Origin of the sequence: Streptomyces sp. B1I3 (genome assembly GCF_030816615.1) — a bacterium.
Classification (GTDB): Bacteria; Actinomycetota; Actinomycetes; order Streptomycetales; family Streptomycetaceae; genus Streptomyces.
In genome coordinates this window covers 1008989-1030678 of record NZ_JAUSYD010000001.1, presented here as the reverse complement: position 1 = coordinate 1030678, position 21690 = coordinate 1008989, and the positions used below count along the sequence as shown (strand labels likewise).

General features: G+C 74.6%; 1 protein-coding gene. It reads left to right on the top strand.

Features of this window, described 5'->3' with window-relative positions; all coding sequences use genetic code 11:
* Positions 1-18: 18 nt before the first annotated feature.
* Positions 19-21654, top strand: coding sequence for a lonely Cys domain-containing protein (locus QFZ58_RS04940; protein WP_307123664.1), 21636 nt, complete (start codon positions 19-21; stop codon positions 21652-21654).
* The last annotated feature ends 36 nt before the right edge of the window (positions 21655-21690 follow it).

Below are 21690 nucleotides of genomic sequence, written 5' to 3'. Positions count from 1 at the left end.
GCTTCAGGGCGGGCCCGGATGAGTATCCAGGTATCGCCCGAGGTCAACGCGATGATCTTCATCCTCACCGGGGAGAAGCTCATGGACGCCGACGAGGACCTCGCCTACGACAGCCGCCTGCCTTACTCCGGCCTGGGACGCAAGCTGGACAGGCTGTCCTCGCTGATCGACAAGTCGATCCACGACATCGGCGAGTCGATGCCGGACGACCTCGCCAAGTCGTACGCCAAGGCGATGGGCATGCTCATCGACGACGGCGGCAAGAACTACCTGCGCGACTTCTCCGACCAGCTCGACAAGATCGCCCAGGGCCGGCGCAAGACCTCCATGGACATCATGGAGTCCAAGTGGCAGGTGATCGCCGAAATCATCCGGCTGCTCATCGAGATCGCGATCTACCTGGCGATGTCCTTCTTCACCGGGGGCGCCACGGCCAGCCAGATCATGTTGGCCAAGATGCGCAGCCGGTTCTTCATCCTCACCACGCTCAGCCACCTGCTCCAGCGGCTGCATCTGGCACCCTCGCTGACCGAGGCGTTCGCCGAGGCGTTCACGACCTTCGCCGTACGGCTGGCGATGATGAACTTCGCCCCGGACGGCCGCCGCCCCGACGGCATCGACTGGAACGACGTACTCAAGTCTGCCGCGTTCGGCGCCGCGGCAGGCTTCTTCACCAGCGTTTTCGACAGCTTCGCGAAAAGCATCGTCAGGAGCTTCGACGACAACTTCCTCAAGAACGGCCCGGACCTCGACTTCAAGGACCGCCCCGACCTGCGGGACAACCCGAACCTCGACCTCGGTGACGGCGGCCCGAACCCCAGGCCCAACCCCGTACCGACCCCGGGTCCCGACCGCGACAGCCTCGTCAAGGACCGCCCCGACCCTCGCCCGTACGGGAACGGCCCCACCCTCGCGAACAACCCTCCGGTCACCTTCCGGAACAACCCACTCTCCTTCCGGAACAACACCGAGCTGTGGCGGAACAACCAGATCCTGCGTGACAACGCTGACCGACCGGGTGCGCTGGCCGGTCACTACGGGCTCAAAGGAACGGCCGACTTCCTCGCCGCCGGTTCCGGAGAGGCGCTCGCGGAGATCCTGATCAAGGGGGCCTTCGACGGCGACTGGTCAACCAGTTGGTCCACGTTCGTCGGCGCGGGCATCAGCAGCCAGGTCGAGGCCACGCTCAGCGACGCGGCCGTGAACAGTGCCGCCGAGCTGCGCCACGTCATCGACAAGTTGCGCAATCAGCCGCCCACCGTCTCCGACGGCGACACGGGTACGCGGGACGCCGACGCTTCCCCGCGTTCCGGCGACGGTCCCGATCGCACGGACGGGCGCTCGCACACGGACACGGACACGGACACTGCGGGCGGCGACGGACCCGTGCCCGCCGCGGGTCCGCAGGTCGTGCGACGGGGCGACGGACAAGGTGACTTCATCGGCAGCCAGTCGCCCCCGCCCTACGTCTCGGAGAGCCCGCCGCCGTACGCGGCTTCGGTCCCGCCGCCGTACTCCCCGGGCTCGTTCCCCGTGACCGCCGCCGAGAACGTGTTGTGGCAGCAGGTCCACAGCGGCCCCGGAGAGGTCCGCGAGCAGGCGCTGCGTGACCTGGCCGCTCTGCGCGGTGCCCAGCCGCCGGGCAGCGCCGAGATCGGTGTCCGCGACAGCCTGCACGGCACCTTGTCGCAACTGCTCGAGGTACGGGTGGTGCCCGCCGGGAACGGTCCCGCCGTCCAGATCGACTCCGACGAGGTCCGCCGGGCCCTCGGCGGTCTCGGTGCCGAGGTCACGGTGGATGCCCCGATCCCGGTGGGCAACCCGGGGACCTCCGCTCCTGACATCTCCGCCCCGGGTACCTCCGGCAACGGCCCCGGCACAACCCCTGCCGAATCCGCCGCACGTCTCGCCGGGGGCAACGCCGATCCGGTGGCGGACCACGGCCCGGACGCACGGCTCGACGGCCCGGCCCACCGGCAGCAGACCGCACCCGGGGCTTCCCCGGAGGCGGAGGCGGCATCCCCGGGGGCCGAGACGTTCCCGGAGGCAGAGGCGTCCCCGGGAGCTGAGACGTTCCCGGTGAACCCGGCCCCGGACGTGCCCGCGCCCTCGGCTGAGACGTTCCCCGACAATGCCGAGACGTCGGTGGGGAGCAACGTCCAGGAATCTCCGGTAAGCCCCGTCCACAACTCGTCGGACGACGTGGCCGGGCAGAACGACCGTACGGCTACGGGGCGGGCCCAAGGGGAGGACGCTCCCGCCTTCATGGGCGGCCCCACTGCCTCCGCCGCCCCCGGTACGGGCAGCGGTGCCCGGCCGGGTGGCGTCCCCGCCGCCGGAGGCGGCCCGGCTCCCGCCGCCGCGTCTCCGCAGGGCACTCGCACCACGGACGGCACGGCCCCGGGGGACGGCTCGCCGACCGTGACGGACGACTCCCCGCACACGCCCCCCTCTTCGGAGACGGAGACGGAGACGGAGACGGAGACGGGGACCCAGACCGCAGACCCGGCCGGAACCGGCGTCACGCGAAACTCCGGAGAAGGCGTGCCCGCCCCGGTGGCGCAGGTCACCGCCCCCGTCCAGGACATCGACGCGGGCATCGACAACACAGGCATCGACACAGGCATCGACAACACAGGCATCCGCACAGGCACCGCACCGCCGAAGGTGAGCACCGTCGGCTCGTTCGCCGGCACCGGCGAGCCGGGTGATGCCGGGGGCGCAGCCGACACGAAGACCGGCCCTGGGCCTACGCGCGCCGGAGACTCCGAGTCCACCCGGGTACAGCCGCTCACGATCGTCGTCTCGTCCATGCCGCCGCCGGGGGAGGGATCGCCGGAGGCGGCCGGACTGCTGGACGGGGCCGGGACCGACCGGGCCGTGGTGCTCGGGCCGGCAGTCGCGGCGGACGCGGCGGGACGCCCGGTGCGCGCCGCGGTCGAGCTGACCAGGGAAGGGCCGGGTGCTCCGGTCCAGGTTCGCCCGCTCGCCGGTCCCACGCCCGCCGCGACGGCTGACGGCGCCACGCACACCGCCAACAACCGCACGGGCACCACAAACACCGCCGACCGCACAGACACCACGAGCACCACGGGCACCACGGGCACCGAGTTTCCCGGAGCGGACGTGCTGCTGCCGCTCGCCGACGCCCTCGGCCCGATGCCCCGGCCGGTCACCTGGAGCACCGCCACGGCCGGCAGCCCCCCGCCCGCCTCCTCCACGGCCACACCCCCCGCGGTGCCCCTCCAGGAGAAGACAGCCGCCGTACACAGCGACGCCCCGGGTCCGGGCCCGACGGTCCCCACCGGGCCCACCACGGCCAAGCTCGCCACCCTGTCCCGCCCCTGGAACGAGACGGCCACCGACCTGTACCTGGAGCCGGGTGAAGGCGACAGGGACATCGACGCGACCGGCGGACGGACCCCCGGCCCCGGCGCACGCCACGGCACCGGGAACGAAGGCACCCTGCCCCCGCCCGCGCCGGTCACCCAGGAGACATCCCCCGCGGCGCCGCCCGTGGCGCTTCCGCCGCCGGCCCGGATCGTCGTACGCCCCGCTGACGGTGAAGTCATCGACGGCGAGGGTGACGGGTCCCGGAGGCCCGCAGCCGAGCCGGCCGTCATCACCCTGGACGGCCTCACGGTGCCCCTCGCCCAGGTTCGGCGCCTGGTGCCGGATGCGACGGCGCACTCCGCACCGGGCCGTGCCGTCCGGACGCTGACCATCTCGCAGAGCCCGGCCGAGGACGGTACGGCACGCGACGCGGGACGCCGGGCGCTGCTCGGCCAGGACACCTTCCGGGGCGTACGCACCGTGTCGGCCCCCGCCCCACCCCCGCGGATCGACTCCGCGGCGGGTACGGAAGAGACGCAGCCCGCCCGCCGCACGGTGTTCACCGGTCCGCCGGCCCCGCTCCCCGGCGCCGGCACCGAACAGGGCGCCGACTACTTCGTGGAACACGGCACCCCGCGCACCGTCACGCTCGGCACCGACGACCCGGCGCGGCCCACCGTGGAGGTCAGCGGTGTACAGCTCGGCAAGGTGCTCGCGTCGTGGGCGGAGGAAGGCGACAGTGACCGGCCGCTGGTGCTGTATTCCTGCAAGACCGGACGGCAACCGGAGATCGCGGGTCTGCCGGTCGCACAGCACGTGGCGAACGGGACCGGGCGGCCGGTGTACGCGCCGACCACCGAGGTGGGTACGGCCCGCGACCGGAACGGCGACGTCCGCGCGGTGCTGAGAGAGGGCGCGGACGGGCCGGGGCGGTGGCGTCTCTTCACTCCGGAGCCCAGCGGCGGGGACCTCGACCGGTCGGCGCGCGACGCGGGTCTGCACGCGGGCCCCGGCCCGGCCGACGTGTTCGCCCGCGCCCGCACCCTCCAGCAGATACGCACGCTGCGTGACGCTCTCGGCCCGGACGCCGAACAGCGTCCGGAAAACCGGGAGTTGCTCGCCGGGCTCGGTTACGTCGACGGCCTTCGATGGCTGGGCACGGGCAGCGCGGCCCGCTACGGCGACGGCCGTATGACCCCGGACCTGCTGCGCCGAATGGTCACCGACTGGCACACGGCCACCCACGCCACGGCCGTCGGCACGCCCGCCGATCCCACTCCCGAGCAGTACACCGCGTTCCTGCGCGCGGCAGCCGAGTTGCGGGCCGGCGCCGGGCCCGGCACCACGCTCGACGACCTGCTGCCCCCGCCGCCCCCCGAGCTGCCTGCGACCACACCGATCTCGCAGGAGGACGTGCGCGGACTCACTTACGCTCCGTCGGCGCAGGTCTCCTGGTCGCTGTCGAGCGCTCCGCTGCCGCTGTCCCAGCTGGACCTCGGCCCCGAGGACACCGCCGAACTGCTGCGTCGCAGGCCCGACCTGGTGTCCCCACCGACCCGGCCGGAGAGTCTCGCCGAGAGCCTGACCGTGTTCGGCAAGGGCCCCGCGACGACTCCCGACCCGGCGGACCTCGTCCGGGCGGACGGTCTCGCCTTCCGCCGGGTGAACGCCCGGGGCGACGGCGACTGTCTCTTCCGGGCGGTGCTCGACAGCGCGCGCGGCCGGGACGTGCCGCCCGCCTGGGCCGCACGGAACATCGCCGGGCTGCGGGGCCTGGTGCGTGACCGCGTCACCGGTTCCGAGCTGGGCGCCGTCGCCGACACCGCGGTACCGGACCCGGTGTTCACCGTGGTGGACGACCTGCGGATACGCGCCCTGGCCGGGGCCGACGACGCGGAAGAGCAGCGCCGGATCACCGAGGAGTGGAACCGCGTCGCGCGGGAGGTGGTCACCGACGGCGACCCCCGGCGATGGCGGCGGATCCTCGCCGACAGCGGCTATCCGCAGCTCGCCGAGGTGGCGCCCACCCCCGCCGACGCACGGCGGCTCGGTGGGCGCGGTCTGCTCGCCGCCGCCGCGGAGCGTCCCGGACTGTGGTCGTCCCCCTTCGCCGACCTGCTCCCGGACGCGCTGGCCCACACCCTCGACCTGGATCTGCGCCTCGTGCGGCCCGACCCGCAGGCGCAGGGCGCGCTCCTCGTCACGGGGTTGCATCCGGGTGGCACCGGCGGAACCCTGCACCTGGCCTACAACGGCACCGACCACTACGACGCCCTCGTGCCCACCCCCGAGCCGGCCACGCCCACCGCGCCGTCGGCCTCCCCGGAGCCCGACGGTCTCGACCCGTACGGGGAGTGGCTGCGCAGCATGGCCGGGATCACCGGCCCCGACCCCGCGGAGACCCCCGACCGGGGCGACCCGGTGCCCCTGGAGACCCAGCTCGAACGGCACCGCCCGGCCCGGCTGCTGACCGGCGAGGACGCCCGCCCGCCGGGGCCGTCGCCGCGCACGGTCACCTTCGAGGACGGCAGCAGGCTGCCCGCCGTCCTGATCAGGCCGGGCGCCGATCCGCGTGACGCCGCCCCCGAGGGTGCGCCGCACGGCTCGCCCACCGGGCTGCTCGCCGGGCCCGGTGTGCTCACCCTGCGCTCACCCGAGCTGGCGGCCCGGGAGATCCTCGGCCGGCTCCCGGCGCCGGTGCGCGCGCACTTCGACGAGGCGGAGCTGCTCCGTCTGCTGACCTACCAGCCCTCGGCGTTCACCGCCCCGCGCGGGGCCCGCATCGTGGGACGGGAGAAGTCCGGGGTCGGCCTGGAGATGACGGTCGAGGCCCTCCCGTACCACCGCTGGGAACGCTTCTCCGATGTGGGCGGCGCCACGGTTCGGCTGGACACGATGCGGCGCGGACAGGCCGGGACGGGCGGCGGGCGCAGCGTGGGCTTCGGGCGCCGGATCGCGGCGGGCCTGGGCATGGGGCCGCCGCTCAACTGGCTACTGAAAATCGGTGTGTCGCTGGGCTGGAGCCGCAGGACGGACTACTCCCAGGGCACGTCGGCGTACGCCCAGGCGGAGCACCGTGCCCACGAGGGCTCGCACCTGCACCTGGACGACGTCCACTACCGGGTGCGGGTGCAGCGCGTCACCGAGGCGCCGGGCACCACCGGTACGGACAGCCGGACGGCCGGTCCGCCCGGGCCGGGGCCGCACTGGCGGCGCGCCCAGGTGCACACCGCGGAGTTCGGCATGCGCGACGGGCTGACCTGGCGGCTGCCGGACGACCTCACCGTGCCGTTCACGGGGCCACGCCGGGCGCCGGAGACGCTGACCTTCCCGGGCGGGTCGGAGCCACGGCTGACCGACTCCACCGGCCTGTACCTGACGACCCCGCCGGAGGACATCGCGTTGGCCGTCTCCGGTGCGCGACCCGGCAGTTCGGCGCACCGCACGCTGGTCTCCTACGTCCGCCCGGGAAGGCTGCTCGGACTGTTCGGGCGGCTCACCGGCCCGGTCAGCGGCCCCGAACTGACCCGGGGCAGCGGCCAGCACCCACTGGGTCATCTGGTCGTGGAGCGGTCCGTGCCGCACCGCGCGGTGCTGGTCACCGAGTCGGTCAAGGCGGAGGTGCGTGACCTCACCCAGACCACCTACCAAAACCAGCGCGGTCACGTCCGCGACACCCGGTTCGGGTTCCAGGTCACCGCCGGGCCGAACTACACCCTCGTCGGGCCGGACACAGACGTCCGTCTCCAAGGCGGTCCGCTGGTCCGCACGGACCTCGCCACCGGGCGGGGTCACTACCTGGGCACCGACGCGGCCCGAAAGGTCACCGGCCGGGTCCGCAACCACCCGCTGGCGCTCTACCAGGTGGAGCGCACCCTGATGATCCGCAAGGCCGGTGAACCGTCGTCCGCGGCCCGGCCGGTGCGGGTGGTCAGCCTTGACTGGATCTCCACCCAGGACGCCCGCCGGCTCGCGGGCTGGGACAGCCGCACGCCCGGCAGGACGGGACCGAACCCGGACGCCGAGCCGCCGGTGCCGTGGTACCTCACCCGTGAGGACCCGGTGCATCTGGGCGGCCAGGTCCGCGCGGAGGGCTTCCGCCCGCAGGCACGCGCCCGGACGCAGCAGCCCGTGACTCAGCAGCAGGCACCGCCGGCCACCGCCCCGCAGACGCCGCAGACGGCCGGACAGAGGCCGGCCGCCCCCGCCCCCCAGCAGCAGACGGCGCTCGCGAACCAGCAGACACCTCCGGCCACCCAGCAGCCGCCCGCCCCGCAGGACGGCACCGATCCCCAGGACCCCATGCGGGTCTTCACGGACGCCGTACTGGACACCCTGCACCGTTCGTACCCGTCGCTGTTCGCGCCGCCGCTGATGCTGCGTCACCCCCGGCTCGCCCGGTTGCGGTACGGCGACGGCCGGTTGCGGACCGCACTGCACAACGACCGGCAGGTGCGCGAGGCGCTGAACAGGCCCACCCTGACGCAGAGTCTGGACGAGCTGACCACCACCGGGGTCCCGGTCACGCTCACCGAGGACGGCCCGGTGCGCCGCGGCCACCACACACTGATCCTGCGGGCACGACTGGCCGACCGCCGGTTCGAGACCACCATGAGCGAGCGGTCGCTGCGCAACGCGGTGATCGGCAACGAGGTCTCCGGTCAGGGCCAGCAGGAGTCCAGCACCTACTCCGCCGGTGCCGAGCTGGGCGTCTCGCCGCGCGACCACGACAAGGTGCCGGGCCCCGGTCTGCCGAGCCGGAGCGGCAACGTCTCGGTCGGCGCCCGCTACGCCCGGACCTACCAGAAGGCCACCCGGAACACGGTCACGGTCGCCCACGACCACCTGACGTTCCAGAACGGCGCCGACCTCTACAGCTACCAGGTGGAACTCGGCGCCTCCTTCGAGGGCCACCGCCGCCCGCGCGGCTGGGCCCGGCTGCTGTCGATCGGTCTGCTCGGTACGGGCGTCTTCGTCAGCAAGGTGGAGGAGCGGCCGCTGTTCAGCCGGGGCACCGAGACCGTGGGGCGGGTGGAGCTGGCCGTGCCCGCGGCGCACGGCTCGGAGCACCACGCCCCCACCGACCCGCCCGCCGACGGCACGGCACCCGCGCCCGCTCCCACGCCCGCACCGCAGCGGCTCTCCGCCACCGAGGCGGACCAGCTCCTCGACGGCACCCGCCCCCTGCCCCGGGCGGACCGGGACGGCCAGAAGCTCGTCCAGCAGCTGCTGAGCGCCCCGCACGTGGTGCTCAGCGCCGAGGGCGGCCCGCAGCGCCAGCAGTTGATGCAGGAGACCGCCGACCGCGCCTCCGGAACCTCCTGGCACGTCAGCGCGCCTGGCGCACCAGTACGCACCGCGCTCCGCCGGGCGATGGCCAACCTCGGCGTGGCCGGCCAACTCGGGCAGTACCTGGGCCCGTTCGGATCCCGGATCACCGGGCTCAACGGCGCCGGGCCGTTCCGGACGCACTACCTGAAGGCCGCGGTCCGCGGCGAGCTCGAGAACCTGCGGATCAAGAGCGATCCGAAGCCGGGCAGCCTGGAGAACACCATCGGCAACGAGCACCGGGTCGTCGGCAGCGCGAGCACCGTCTCGCGCACCACGCTCGGCGTCCAGGGCGGCTACCTGCCGTTGCAGCAGGTCGAGGGCAGGCAGGCGGTGGTCGGCTCGTACTCGACCGCGCTCCAGTACGCCTGGGGCAAGGGCAGCGGCGCTTCGCAGGCCCTCACCCGAGGGCGCAACACCACCCTGACCTTCGCCGGGCGCATGTACCTGGTGGTCGCAGACGCCGCCGAGACCGTGGCGGTGCGCGACCGCTGGACCGCCGCGATGGGTACCGTCGGCACCCGTGCCGGAGCCCGCGTCAGCTCCGCCGCCGGGCGGCTGTCCGAGCGCCTCGGGCGCGGCCTGGCCCCGCGCCGGGCCGCCGCCGCGCTCCAGCGGATCCGTGACGCGGTGATGTTCCACCTGCCGATGCAGGACGCCATCGAGGCCGGACTCGCCCCGGACGGGCTGGGCACCTCCACCCCGAGCAACCTCGGCGGCGGCTACCGGGTCCCGGCCTTCCTGCACGGCCGGCGCTTCCCGACCCACCCGAGCGGACGGCTCGACGCGAGCCGGGCGGCGCAGCAACTGCTGCCGCGCCTGGAGAAGATCGGGGTGCCCTCGCACGACCGGGAGCAGGTCCTGCAGCGGCTCTCGCCGGACTTCCTGCGTGCCCATCTGCACGAGCTGACCACCGGCGGGATGAGCCTCCCGGTCCGCTACCGCACCTGGTCCGGCCCACACCACCTGCCGGTCGGCGGCAGCCCCGGACAGATCAATTTCAAGCTGACCCCCGTCACCACGGCCGTACGGCGGCTGCGCACGGGCTACGAACTGGAGGACTACCGGACCATCGCCCGTGACGACGCCGGCGGCACGTCCCAGGACCGCGGCGCCGACCTCACCCTGAGCGCCGGCGAGCGCGCGGCGGGCGACGGTGTCCTGGTCGCCAACCCCTCGCTCCAGGGCACGGCGGCCAAGCAGCGCGCGAGCAACCGGACCGAGACCGACGGCAGCACGGCGATGCCGAACATCGCCACCACGCAGGCACACGCGGAGATCGTCACCAGTTACATCCTGACCGTCACCATGACGGACGTGGCGGGGGACGTGCTTCCACCGCGTGCCGTGGCGCAGGTCGGCACGCTCAACGAGATCGCGCCGGCGGGCGTGCTCACTCCGGTGGGTGACGGGGACGAGGGGGCTGTCACCGAGCAGGACGTGCCCGAACCCGAGCGCGCCGTACGCATGATGACGGCCGATCAGGCGCGGCCGGAGGGCATCGCCACCTGGCGCACCTCTGGTGACGGTACGAGCGGCACCGACCCCGACATCCTTCCCTTCGACGACCGGATCGGTTCCGGCATCCTCGCCGTGGACATCCGCGGCGCGGCCGGTGTGCACGATGCGCTGACACTCGCCACCGCCCGCGCCGACGGCCTCGGTGACAGCGACCTGGGCAGACGGCACACCGGCGAGCTCCTCGCCGTCCGCCTGCGCATGGCCCGTCTCACCCCCCTCACCGGTCTGGGAACGGCTCCCGGGCAGGCGCAGCAGGAGGCCACCTCGCAGGGCGGCCTGACCGCAGGCTTCCGCGAGGCGCTCGGCGCGGAAGGCTCCCGGCTGCCCACCCAGTCCTCCGCACACCTCTTCGGCCAGTCGCACACCGCCGACTCCCGCCTCTACGCGAAGATGCACCGCCGCGGCGCCCGGCTGCTCGCCGTGGAGAGCAAGCCCCGTATGGAGGCCATGCAGCGGCGCAAGATTTCCGACGCGCTGGAGGCCGGCATCACCGACAACGTCGAGGGTGCGGCGGGTAGCGCCCCGCTGGCCGGCAACAGCAACGCGGGTGTGACCAACCCCGGAGCCACGGTCCCGATCGCCGGCGCGAACGACAGCACCGCGCTCAAGGGCGCCGCTGACACCACCCTCGGCACCCATCTCAAGGTCGTCACCGACCGCAGCATGCTGTTCGCGGTGCCGGTGAGCTGGCTGGCGGTGGCCGAGGTGGACCACCGGATCACCCACAGCCGTCCCATGCGCGCGCTCGGCGCGGTCCCGCGCGGGCCGCGCGCCGCCGAGACCGAAACCACCGCGCTGATCTGGCTGCGCGAGGACATCGCGCGCGACCACGGCCTCCTGGACGACAGCACGTTCCCCGACGAGGTCGGCACGGCCTGGGACGACATGGCCAAGGCCGCGGCCGACCTGGCCTCGGCCGAGAAGGAGTACTACGAGGCACGTGCACGGACCCGTGAGGCGTGGCTCTCGCTCAGCCCGGCGGAGCGGACCGCGCTCGGCGACGACGACCCCGGCCGCGCGACCGTGCTGTCGCGGGACCTCGCCGAGGCCCCGGCGGTCGTCGCCTGGCAGGCGGCCCGCGACCAGGCACGGCTGTGGGAGGAGCGCACCGGTGTCGCCGCCGCCGACCACCACCGGCTGCACCTGGCCGCCTCCCGCCTCACCGCCCACCACCAGGGATCGGCCTCGGTCCCGGTGGCGGACCGGCCGCAGGAGTACGCCGAGCCGGGATGGCGCTCAGAGGTGCCGGAGCCGTACGGGATCACCGACGGCATCGGTACCGGCCTGCGCACCCTCACCTCGCCGGACGGTGCCACGGTGCGCGAAGTGCACGCCGTGCCGCACGACGGCGCCTCGTTCTTCCACGCGCTGCTCGCCGCCGCCGAGGTCCGGGGCCGGTTGCCCCACCTGCTCGGCAGTGACCTCGCCGGCCGGTTCGCGGGCGTCCCCGACGATCCGGCTGTCACGGCGGAGGCCGTCGGCGCCGCCCGCGACCGCCTCGCCTGGGCGTTGGGCGAGGACGGCAACGAGGATCTGCTCGACGCCCTCGCCCTGGACGTCGCCGACACCTTCACGCAGGACGAACTGGACGATGCGGGCGTGGTACTGACTCCGGCCCAGCAGGCCGAGTTCGATGCCTTCGGCCGTCTGCCGCTCACGTTGTGGCCGACGCCCGGCCAGCGGGTGGCACTGGCGATCACCGCCCTGTCCCGCCCTTTCGCGGACGAGCCGCGCCCGACCGGCGCCGGGCAGCCGGACGGCGTACCGGCCCGGCCCGGGCGCCGGGCCGGCGACCACGGCGGCGCCGACCTGCTGCCCGCCCTCGCCGCACGGGTGCTCGGCCTCCCCCTGACCGTCGTGACCGGCGAAGGCCGGGAACAGCTCTTCCTCCCGCACGGCGCCGATCCGGCCGCCGTCGACCCGGCCGCCGACCCGGTGCTGTTCTCCGCCGACGGCTTCTTCCACGCCGCTCTCCCTCCGGGCACCCCCGCCCCCGTCACCGCTGCGCTGCCGGCCCCGGCGGCCCCGGGCGACACCACGACCGGGCAGCCGGCGAAGTCACCCGTGCACCGCAGCCACACCACCGCGCCCTGGCTGCCGCCCGCCGAGACCAGCCGGCCGCGTTACCGCCTCGCCCGCGACGGTGTCCTCACGGCGCCCGACGGCGCCACCTACACCCAGGGCACGCCCACCGGACGCGGCAACGGTTTCTTCGGCGCGCTCTCCACGGCACTCGGCCGCGCCGCCGGGCAGCCGGGACTCGACCGCCGGGAGGCGGCACGGCTGCGCATGCGCGCGGGAGCGTCGCCCGCCCAGCTGCTGCGCCTCAACGGCCTTCCCGGCGACCCGGCCGAACGCGACTCCCTCTTCGGCCCTCCGCCCATGAAGCCGCGCCCCGGAGCACCCGCGCCGAGCCGTGAGGCCCTCGACGGACACCTGCGCCGCCACCTCGCACACGCACCCTGGAGCCCCGGGGCCGACCGGGCGGTCGCCGAGTGGGCCGCCGCCGCGACCGGCACCACCGTCACTCTGGTCGAGGAGAACGGAACCGCCCACACCTACCCCGGTCCGTCCGCCGACGGCCCGCACCTGCGACTCCGGCGCCGCGGCGGTGACTTCGTACCGCTGGTCCGGAGCGCCCCCGCCCCGCAGCCCGCCCCGGCCGCGCCGTCGGCCCCACCCGTGCCGCATCAGGACCCGGCCGCCGTTCCCCTGCCTCCGTCTCCGGCCGGCGGTGACCTGCCGGGGCTGCCCGGCGAGGAGGAGGAGGCGTTCGAGCTGAGCACGCTGTCCGGCGCCGAAGCCACCAAGGCGCCCCAGACGGCAGGTGGGGCGGACGGACCGTTCCAGCTGCCGCCCACGGCCCTGCGCATACCGCTGCGGGGGGACGCCCATTCCGCCGGAACGGCCGCCGGCGCCGCGCCGCCACCCCGTGCCCGCCGCGACGCCCGGCCGCGGTTCGTCGTGCGATCGGCCTTCGACGTGCGGCGCTTCACCCACGGCGGCGAGACCGTCACCGACCTGACGGTGCGGCTCGCCTTCCAGCCGGTGGACGGGGAGGCCGACACCGACGCCGCCATGGCGCGGGTGCTCGAGGGCGTGGAGGAGTTCTACAACCGTCCGGGGCACAGGCTGCCCAACGGCGACCGGCTGCACGTCACCGTCGAGCCCCCCGGGCCGGACGAGGCCCCCCATCTGACGGTCGATCTCGTCGGCCGGGACCAGCAGATGAACCAGCGGGCGTGGTGGGCCGACGCCGATCCGGTGGAGTTCGCGCACGAGCTGGCGCACCAGCTGTTCCTGCGGGACGAGACGCGCGACGCGAGCAACCCCGACCGGCTCCACGCGCCGGGCAGCCTGCTCGGACCGTTCGGCGAGCAGGCCCCGGACGGCCTCGCGCAGAGCGGCCTGCGCCCCCGCCACCTCCAGCTGTGGGCCGCGGTCGCAGGGGACATCACGCCGGACACCCCGCCGGAGGGCGCGAGCTGGGCCGACGCGCGGAAGAGCGCGACGGCGGAGCTCCGGGAGCCGGTGTGGGTCGACCCGGTGTCGCTCCCCGCGGCCTCCCCACAGACCGGGCCGGACGGCGCGGTGCCGCCCCCGCTGCCCCCCGGACACGCCCTGCCCACACTGGCGGAGGACTCCGACGAGTCGGAGTCCGAGACGGACTCCGACGACGAGGCCGAGCGCTCGTTCTGGGCCGAACCGGGCTGGCTGGACACGATGTTCGGCCCCCAGCGGGGCGGCATTCCGCGCGCCCGCCTACGGGAGACCTCCGAGGCGCTGTACGACCTCGTACGGGCGGAGGCGGACGCGCACCCGACGGCGCAGACGCTGCGCGACGGCCTGAAGCGCGTCACCCGGCAGGTCCTGCACATGGGAAGCAGGACCCGGCCGGGCCCCGCGGACTTCCTGCTGCTCGGCTCGCTGGCAGTCGACGCCTCCTCGGACGACCTCGCGAGCGTCCGTGACCTCGCCCTGTACTTCGTCGAGCGGCAGATCGAGACCGGGCGGGGCGCCCTGGGCGAGGGCACGCTGCTGCGCGACGACGAGGGAAACGCCGTCGGGCGTGACTTCACCGGACCGGGGCGGACCACCCCCGAGCTGGCGTCCTACGCGGTGCGCGGCCGGGGCAGGGTCATCCCCCGGCCCGCTCCCTGGCAGAACCCCTACCTGGTCGCGGCCGACGCGGACGGCCACGCCGTCGAGATCGCCATGCCGGGGCGGGCCTTCCGGGTGGACAGCGCCGACGAGCTGGCCATGCTCATCTCATACGACTCCCGGCGGCCCCCCGGCGCGGACATCGTCCTCGCCCTCCCGCCGGAGTACGCCGCGACCGTCGCCTCCCTCGTCGCCGGGACGACCGGCCGCCGCGTCTGGTACCCCGAGGCACCCGTCGGCGTGGCCACGCATCCGACGGCCGGGACCCGCCACCTCATGCTCGAACTGAGCGACGGCGACACCGGTGCGGGCTGGGCCTCGGCGGCGCCGCCCGCGGACGGTGGACTGCCCGGAGCCCGCGACCACAGCAGCGGGAACGACACCGACGGTGGGACCGACCCCGACAGCGAGGACGACCTGTCCAGCAGCGACGGGGACGCCGAGTTCGACCGCATGGTCGACCGTGCCGTCCTCGAACGCCAGACGGAGGGGCGCCGCCCCCATCCGCTGACGACGCGCGACTACGGCGTCATCGACAGACGAGGCACGGGGGTCCTGTTCACCCAGCCGCTCCCGATTTCTGTCGGGGAGGTCCGCACCGGCTCCGTCCCCGACCCCCTGGTCCTGCCGCGCCAGGACCACAGGACCATCTCCATGGCCGACCGGCCGCCGCTGCACATCTCCGAGGACCGGACGCTGGCGGTGCTCGCGGCCGACGACGGGACGACCGGCCGCAGCCGGCAGGTGTACGCCACACGCGCGGCGATCGAGCGCTCGTCGGCACGACTGGCCGCGGCCGGAGCGGGCGTACGGCTGAAGGCCGACGAGTCGACCGGTGTGCTGCTGCCGAAGGGGGACGGATCGTACGGCGAGCCGCTGTTGCGGGTGGAGCCGGAATTCCTGACGGCTTCCGGCGGTTCGGAGCACGCCTTCACGCGGGACTTCGCCCAGATGGTGGCGGACGCGGCGACCGCACCCCTGTCCCACATCGCCTTCCGGGACCCCACCGGCGTCGTCTCCACGGCCCCGGTGAACGGGCAGCACGGCCGGGAGGTCACCGGCACCCACCACCTGGCCCGGGCGCTGACGGAGGTCGCCGAGGGCACGCGACCCGCCACCGACGTCACCCCCCGCTGGGCCGCCCGACAGGCGGGCCGGGACAACCGCTTTACCGGCGGCGTGGTGGGCGCCCCCACACCGGGCGAGCGCTACGGCCGTGCCCTGAGCTACGAGCCGCAGGACAACCCGCTGCGCACCCCGCTGGCCTCGGCCGCGCGCCGTATCGGCGTCAACGAGTACGCGTGGGCAGAGGTCGGCGAGGGGTACCTGGTCCAGTCGATCAGCACCACGAACGACGGCGGCGCGCAGTTGTTCACGCACAACCACGCCAAGCCCGGCGACCGGGTGGGCCCGCACGCCCCGTACCACTTCGCCCAGGTGGTGCTGGCCGCCGAGGACGGCACCCACCAGATCACCCTGGAGAACGAGACCCACTCCCGGAGCGAGATCCCGGCCGAGCTCCTCGACGACGTCATCGACGAGAACCTCGACCGATACGGCGAGGACGAGCTCACCAGGCTGGCCCGCGAGACCGAGCAGAGGGTCGCCGAGGCCCGGCAGAACGGTGCGGACGAGGCGGAGACCGACCGCCTGGACGGCTTCGCGCGCGTGGCCAGGGCCCTGGCGGAAGTCCACCAGGCGGAACAACTGCCGTGGTACTTCGACGAGGACCGCCCCGAGCACGCGCTGGCGCTGCGCGAGGCGGCCGGAGCGCGTTCGCGCGCCAAGCGGCTGATCCGGGCCGCCGCGCCGGTGATGGACAGCAAGGACCTGTGGTCCTTCCGGGCGTACAGCAAGCGGCCGGGTGAGTCGGCGCACGAGGTCAACGCGGCGCTGCTGTCGGAATCCTCGCCCGCGGTGGCCAACCCGCTGACGACGGTGGTGCTGCACGGCCACGCGCCGCGATGGCACCAGCAGACGATCCGCTTCGAGGAGGGGGAGCGGGGCATCCCCTCCGACGCCGACGGCACGATCGACGGCCTGGCCCGGTCGCTGGCACGCGCGGGGCTGTGGAACCGGGCCCACGGCCTGCCGATGCCGGCGGTCACCCTCACCGGGCACGGCAACCGCGCACAGGCCAGTGGCCAGGAACGGGCGGACGCCGTGGCCAAGGCGCTCGCCGTCAGGCTGGCCCAGGTTCTGGACACGTTCCAGACCGGCCTGACCGGGCCGCGTGTCGGCGTACGGGATTTCCGTCTCACCAAGTCCGGGAAGCGGGTGCGCAGTGTCACCGACCCGGCCCAGGGGCGCGTGGTGACGATCGAGATCGACGATCACCGCCTGGTCCCGGCGGGGCCGTCGGCGCGCACCACACCTGTCGAAGGACCGGCCCGGCCGGAAGAGCCCGCATCCACACGGCCGGCGACCGCCGGACCCACGACGACCACCGAGCCGCCGGTCACGCGGCCCGCGACCCCCGAATCCGCGAGCACCCCCCGACTCGCGACCGCCGAGGCCGCACCCGCGACCGGGCGCACCAGGTCCCGGCCGCCCGCTCGTTCCGCGCAGGCGAGCCCGGAGCGCAGGAACAGCGAGGCGCCCCCGTGGGTCCTGGCGCGAATCCGGTATGCCGAGGAGTCCGTCGCCTTCGACAAGCGACTGGGCGAGTACCTGGCCGAACACGAGGCGGTCACCGCCGAGTTCCGGAAGATGGCGAGCGCCGCGTGGGCGGAGGCGCGCAAGCGGTATCCGCGCGCGCTGGCGACGTTCGGCGACACCAGCAAATTCAAGGCGGGTGTCGTCGGCACGTCCCGCGAGGCTCTCCAGCGGGTGCTGCGGAGCGGGAACCTGCGGGAGCTCGTGGCGCTCCTGTACGAAGGCATCTCCAAGGATCTCGTGCCGGAGATGCTCGGCGGCGCCGAGGAACAGCATCCGGAGATCGCAGCGGAGCGGCCGAGCCGGCGGGAGAGGGCGGTCTACACGGAGTACATGCGGCGCGCCATGGAGATCCAGGCGTCGGACATGTCCCCGGCGGAGAAGATGGCCGCGGTCGAGGAGTTGCCGCACCCCGTGGCGAATCCGGTACGTCCGGGCGACGCGCGTCCGCCGCTGAGCGAGGCGGAGCGCCGGTTCGCGGTCGGCGAGGCCGGGCTGACCTGGATGCCGGCGACATCGGTGTACGACCTCGCGATGAGCGCCGCCTTCCAAGGGCTCTCCGAGGACTCCGGCGGTCTGGTGGCGACCGGCACCGCCGGGTCCACGTACCGCTTCATGCTGCACGCCGCCCGCATGCGGGAGCAGTGGGGCCTCGACCTGGACCTCGGCCTGATCCGGGCCGGGATGATGGCCATCTCCCTGACGGTGGGCCACCACACCGCCCACGAGGTGATGCGTGGTGCACAGCTGGCGCTGAACGACGTCCCCGGCCACGACCCGGCCCTCGACTACACGGACAACTGGGGCCGGTACTGGAACATCCATCCGTTCGACGAGGCGGAGTTGCGGGAGAACGTCGCGCGGGACGGGCTCTTCCCCGACGAGCACGCCCAGGCGTTGCTGGACGAGCTGGAGCCCAAGTCGGGCACGGTGACGCGTCAGGGAGCCCCCGGCACCCGCGCCGGGCTCCCGCACCGACCGGGAACCCGCCCGATCCACACCCGGCCCGTCGCCGCCGAGCCGAACCACCCGGTGTCGCGGATGCCGAATTCTCCCGCCCCACACGACAGCACCACCCTCACGTCCCAGGAGGTGTCGCCCCACGAGGCGGAGGGCCACCGCGAAGCGGTCCTTGACGCGTTGTACGGCCTGGGCGCTCTGAACGGTATCGACCGGGCGCGGGCCGCCGACGGGCTGGAACGGCTGGACCGGCTCAGGGCGGTGGACCCGGAACTGGGCGGCGGCTTCCTGGACCTGGACGCGCTGGTCCGCCGGGTACTGCTGCTCGGCCCCGCCGACACCGTGAACGCCGCGGCGCGCGGTGCCCTGATGCGCCTGGTGACGGCCCCGCTCACGGCCGGCGCGGGGACTCCGGCCGCACTGTCCGCCCACTACCTGGCGCAACGCGGCGCCTTCCACCCGGACTTCCGGCTCATCGACGCCCAGGGCCGGCCGCGCGGCTGGAACTGGCTCGGCCTGCCCGTGCCGGTCGACTTCGATCCGGGCAGCACCGGCCGCATCTCGCGGGCCCCCGACGGCACGACCGGCCACGACGGGCCCACGGCCGCGCCGTGGCGACCCACACCCGCCCACCCCGAGCCGTACCTCGTCCTGCTCGCCGGCCGGTCCGACGCGGTCGTGGTGCGCGGGCTCGGCGGGTTCGCCCGCCCCGCGCCGCCCGAGGTCCTCCATGAGCTGATGGCCCTCGACAGGGACCTGGCGGGTCGCCCGGGAGACGTGCCGCTGCTGCTCCACGTCGCCCGGCCCACCGCCGCGGCCCTGGACCTGCCACGCGGGCTCGCCGACCGGCTCGGCCGGGACGTGTGGGCCACCAGCGGCCGGTCGATCGTCGGACGCCTCCCGGGCGCCCCTGACCGCTCGTTGGTCCTGCTGCTGGACGAGGAGGGGCAGGCGCCCAGGGGCCAGTGGTTCGCCAACACGCCCGCGACGGCGTCCGGCTCACCCACCGGGACGGGGGACGACGGGGTCAGCGCCCTCTCCATCGCCCACCACGGCCACCGGTCGACGGGGTACATCTCGATGGACCTCGCCGGGTCGCAGGACGGAGGCTGGTCGCGGACGCTGACGCACAGCCGGCTGGGGACGGTCACGTCCTACGTGTTCCACCGCACCGCCTACGACACCGGGGGCGCCACCTCCGTCGTGCCCTGGGTCGAACGCGACCTGCCGGCACCGTACTTCCCGAACAACCACGGCCTGCCGGGCACCGTCATGTGGCACACCCCCGAGGGGGAGCGGAAGGACGACGGGCGGAGCTTCGCCCGCCGGCTCGCCCGCCGCCGCAGCCTGGCCTCGCTGGCCCCCGAGCACCCCGTGGTCCTGCTCATCTGCTACGCGGCGACGCCCCCCGGCATCGGCGAGATGCACGGGCTCCACATCGACGGTCCGCTGCCGTTCGTGCCGGACCCGCTCGCGGCCGTCGCGGTCGGCCAGCACACGGCCGACGAGACGGGCCGCACGGTGTTCGCCACCGTCCTGATGAACGCCTCCGTGCCGGCACGGCCCGGCGACCCCGAGACCCACCTCAGCCTCTTCACCGACGCGCGGGGCCAGGCGCACCCGTGGGTGGAGTTCCGGCCGGAGCCGGCCGGGGACGCACTGGACCGGCGCGCCCGCGAAGCCGGGCTGCACTCCGGTCCGGGCCAGGCCCCCGAGGCGGCACGGGAGCGGACCCTGCGGCTGGTCCGGGCGCTGCGCCGGATCTTCGGCCCCACGGTCGAGGCGACCGCGGAGTATCCGGAGCTGCTGCGTGGCGCGGGCGCGCTCGACCTGATGCGTGAAGCCGATCCGCAGCTGAACCGCGACGGCGCGCGCAGGTTCACCCTCGACCTGTACGAGCAGATCCTCACCCGGTACCACGCGGGCGGGCACCCGCCGGGACAGGATCCGCAGTTCACCCTGGACAGCCACCGGAGCCTGCTGGCGGAGGCGGCCCGTCGATGGGACGCGGGCCTGCGGGGCCCCCTGACCGGCTGGATCGGCCTGCCGCACCTGGTCCACATGCTCGCGGACCTCGCCTCGTCACCTCACCGCGAAACCGTCGCCCGCCAGGTCCTCGGGCTGGACGCCACGGCGCCGGTGGGCGAGGCCGAGTGGTCGCGGCTGCTGTGGGCGTCGTTCAAGGTCGCCACGGTGACGGCCCACGCGGACCCGGGCGCGTTCGCCGCCGCGGTGCTGCACCTGCCCGCCGCCGACCCGGCCCGGTTCGGCGACGCGGTCCTCGTGGCGCGGCAGGCGGCGGCCGTGGGCCGGGACCCGCGGCAACTCCACGAGGTGGCCGCCCACCACCTGGAGCAACAGGGTGCGCTGGAGTCCGACCGGCTCCTCACGGACGCCCAGGGCACGGCCTGGGGCCGGGCGCTGGACGCCACGGCCCGGCCGCGGGGCACGTTCGACCCCCGTGTGGTCACCCTGCTGGGGCACGCGTCCGACGGCTCGCTCGTACCCGTCGCCACGGAACCCGCTCCCTGGACGACCGACCCGCACCGCCCGGCGCCCTTCGTGTACATCGCCGACGGTGACGCCGACGGGCTCCGCATGCCGGGGCCTGTGCCGCCCCACGAGTTCGGTGAACTGGTCTTCCGCGACCCGGTACTGCTGGCCGAGGACGGGTACGCCGAGGTCGTCGCGGTGGTTCCGCACGGCAGGCCGTCCGGCACGCGGCCGGTCGAGGGCAGCATCGCGGGTGAGGGGGCCAGGAACTCGGCCAGGAACTGGTGGACCACGCACAGCGCCACCACGCTCCACCACGACCCGGCGACCGGGACGTACACCGTCGCGGTGCTGCCCGGCCCTGACGGTCAGCCGGCCGCGGCGGGCACCTGGGGGCGGACCACACCCCCGGAGGGAGACCCCTCCCGCACCACGGGTACGGGGGCGGCGCCCGGCGCGCCGACGCTCCGTACGGCCGTGGCGGTGCCCGACTCCGCCGCGTTCGCCCACCCGTCCGCCGGAGCCCGCACTGCCGGTGGGACCAACGGGGCCGGCCGGGGCGACGGCTCGGGCGACGGTTCGGGCGACGGTTCGGGCGACGGCTCCGGCGCGGTGGAGGGGGCCCCGGCCGTCCCGAGGGACGCCGGGCTGCACCGGTGGATCGCGGGGCAGGTGACCGAGGCCGACCTGCCGTCTGCCCCGCCGGGGCACACCGCGAACGAGACCGTCGGCCTGGAGGACCTCGGCGCCGCGGGCGTCACGCTCTCCCCCGGTCAGCAGACCGAGATGGTCCTGCGCGGCGACGGCCGGCTGCCGGCGGCCGCCCTGCCGCCGCTGGACCTGGTGCGGGTGCGGATGGCGCGGCCCGACGCCTGGACGGACGAGATGGACGCGGTCGCCGCGAACGTCTCGCGGCGGCTGTGGGCCCAGGCCTACGCCGACTTCGCCGGCGCGGCACCCGGGGGCACGGGCGAGACGGACACCACCCGTGCCTGGGCCATCGCCGTCCGGCTGGTGCTGGAGCCGCACGCGGTACTCGCCGACGCCCGGTACGCCGGTGACGCCTTCCGCGACGCGGTACGCCGGGTCGCCGGGCACCTGCTGGACGGGAAGGTGGACACCGGGGCGGTACCGGCGTCCGCCACGGAACTGGCCGGCACCCTCCGCTCCGGCCTGGGCCTGCGACAGCGGGACGACGGATGAATCCGCACCGGGTACCCCTGTAGCACCAACGGCCGA

Coding starts and splice junctions, on each gene's coding strand:
- QFZ58_RS04940 (WP_307123664.1), top strand. CDS start 19: ATGAGTATCCAGGTATCGCCCGAGGTCAACGCGATGATCTTCATCCTC.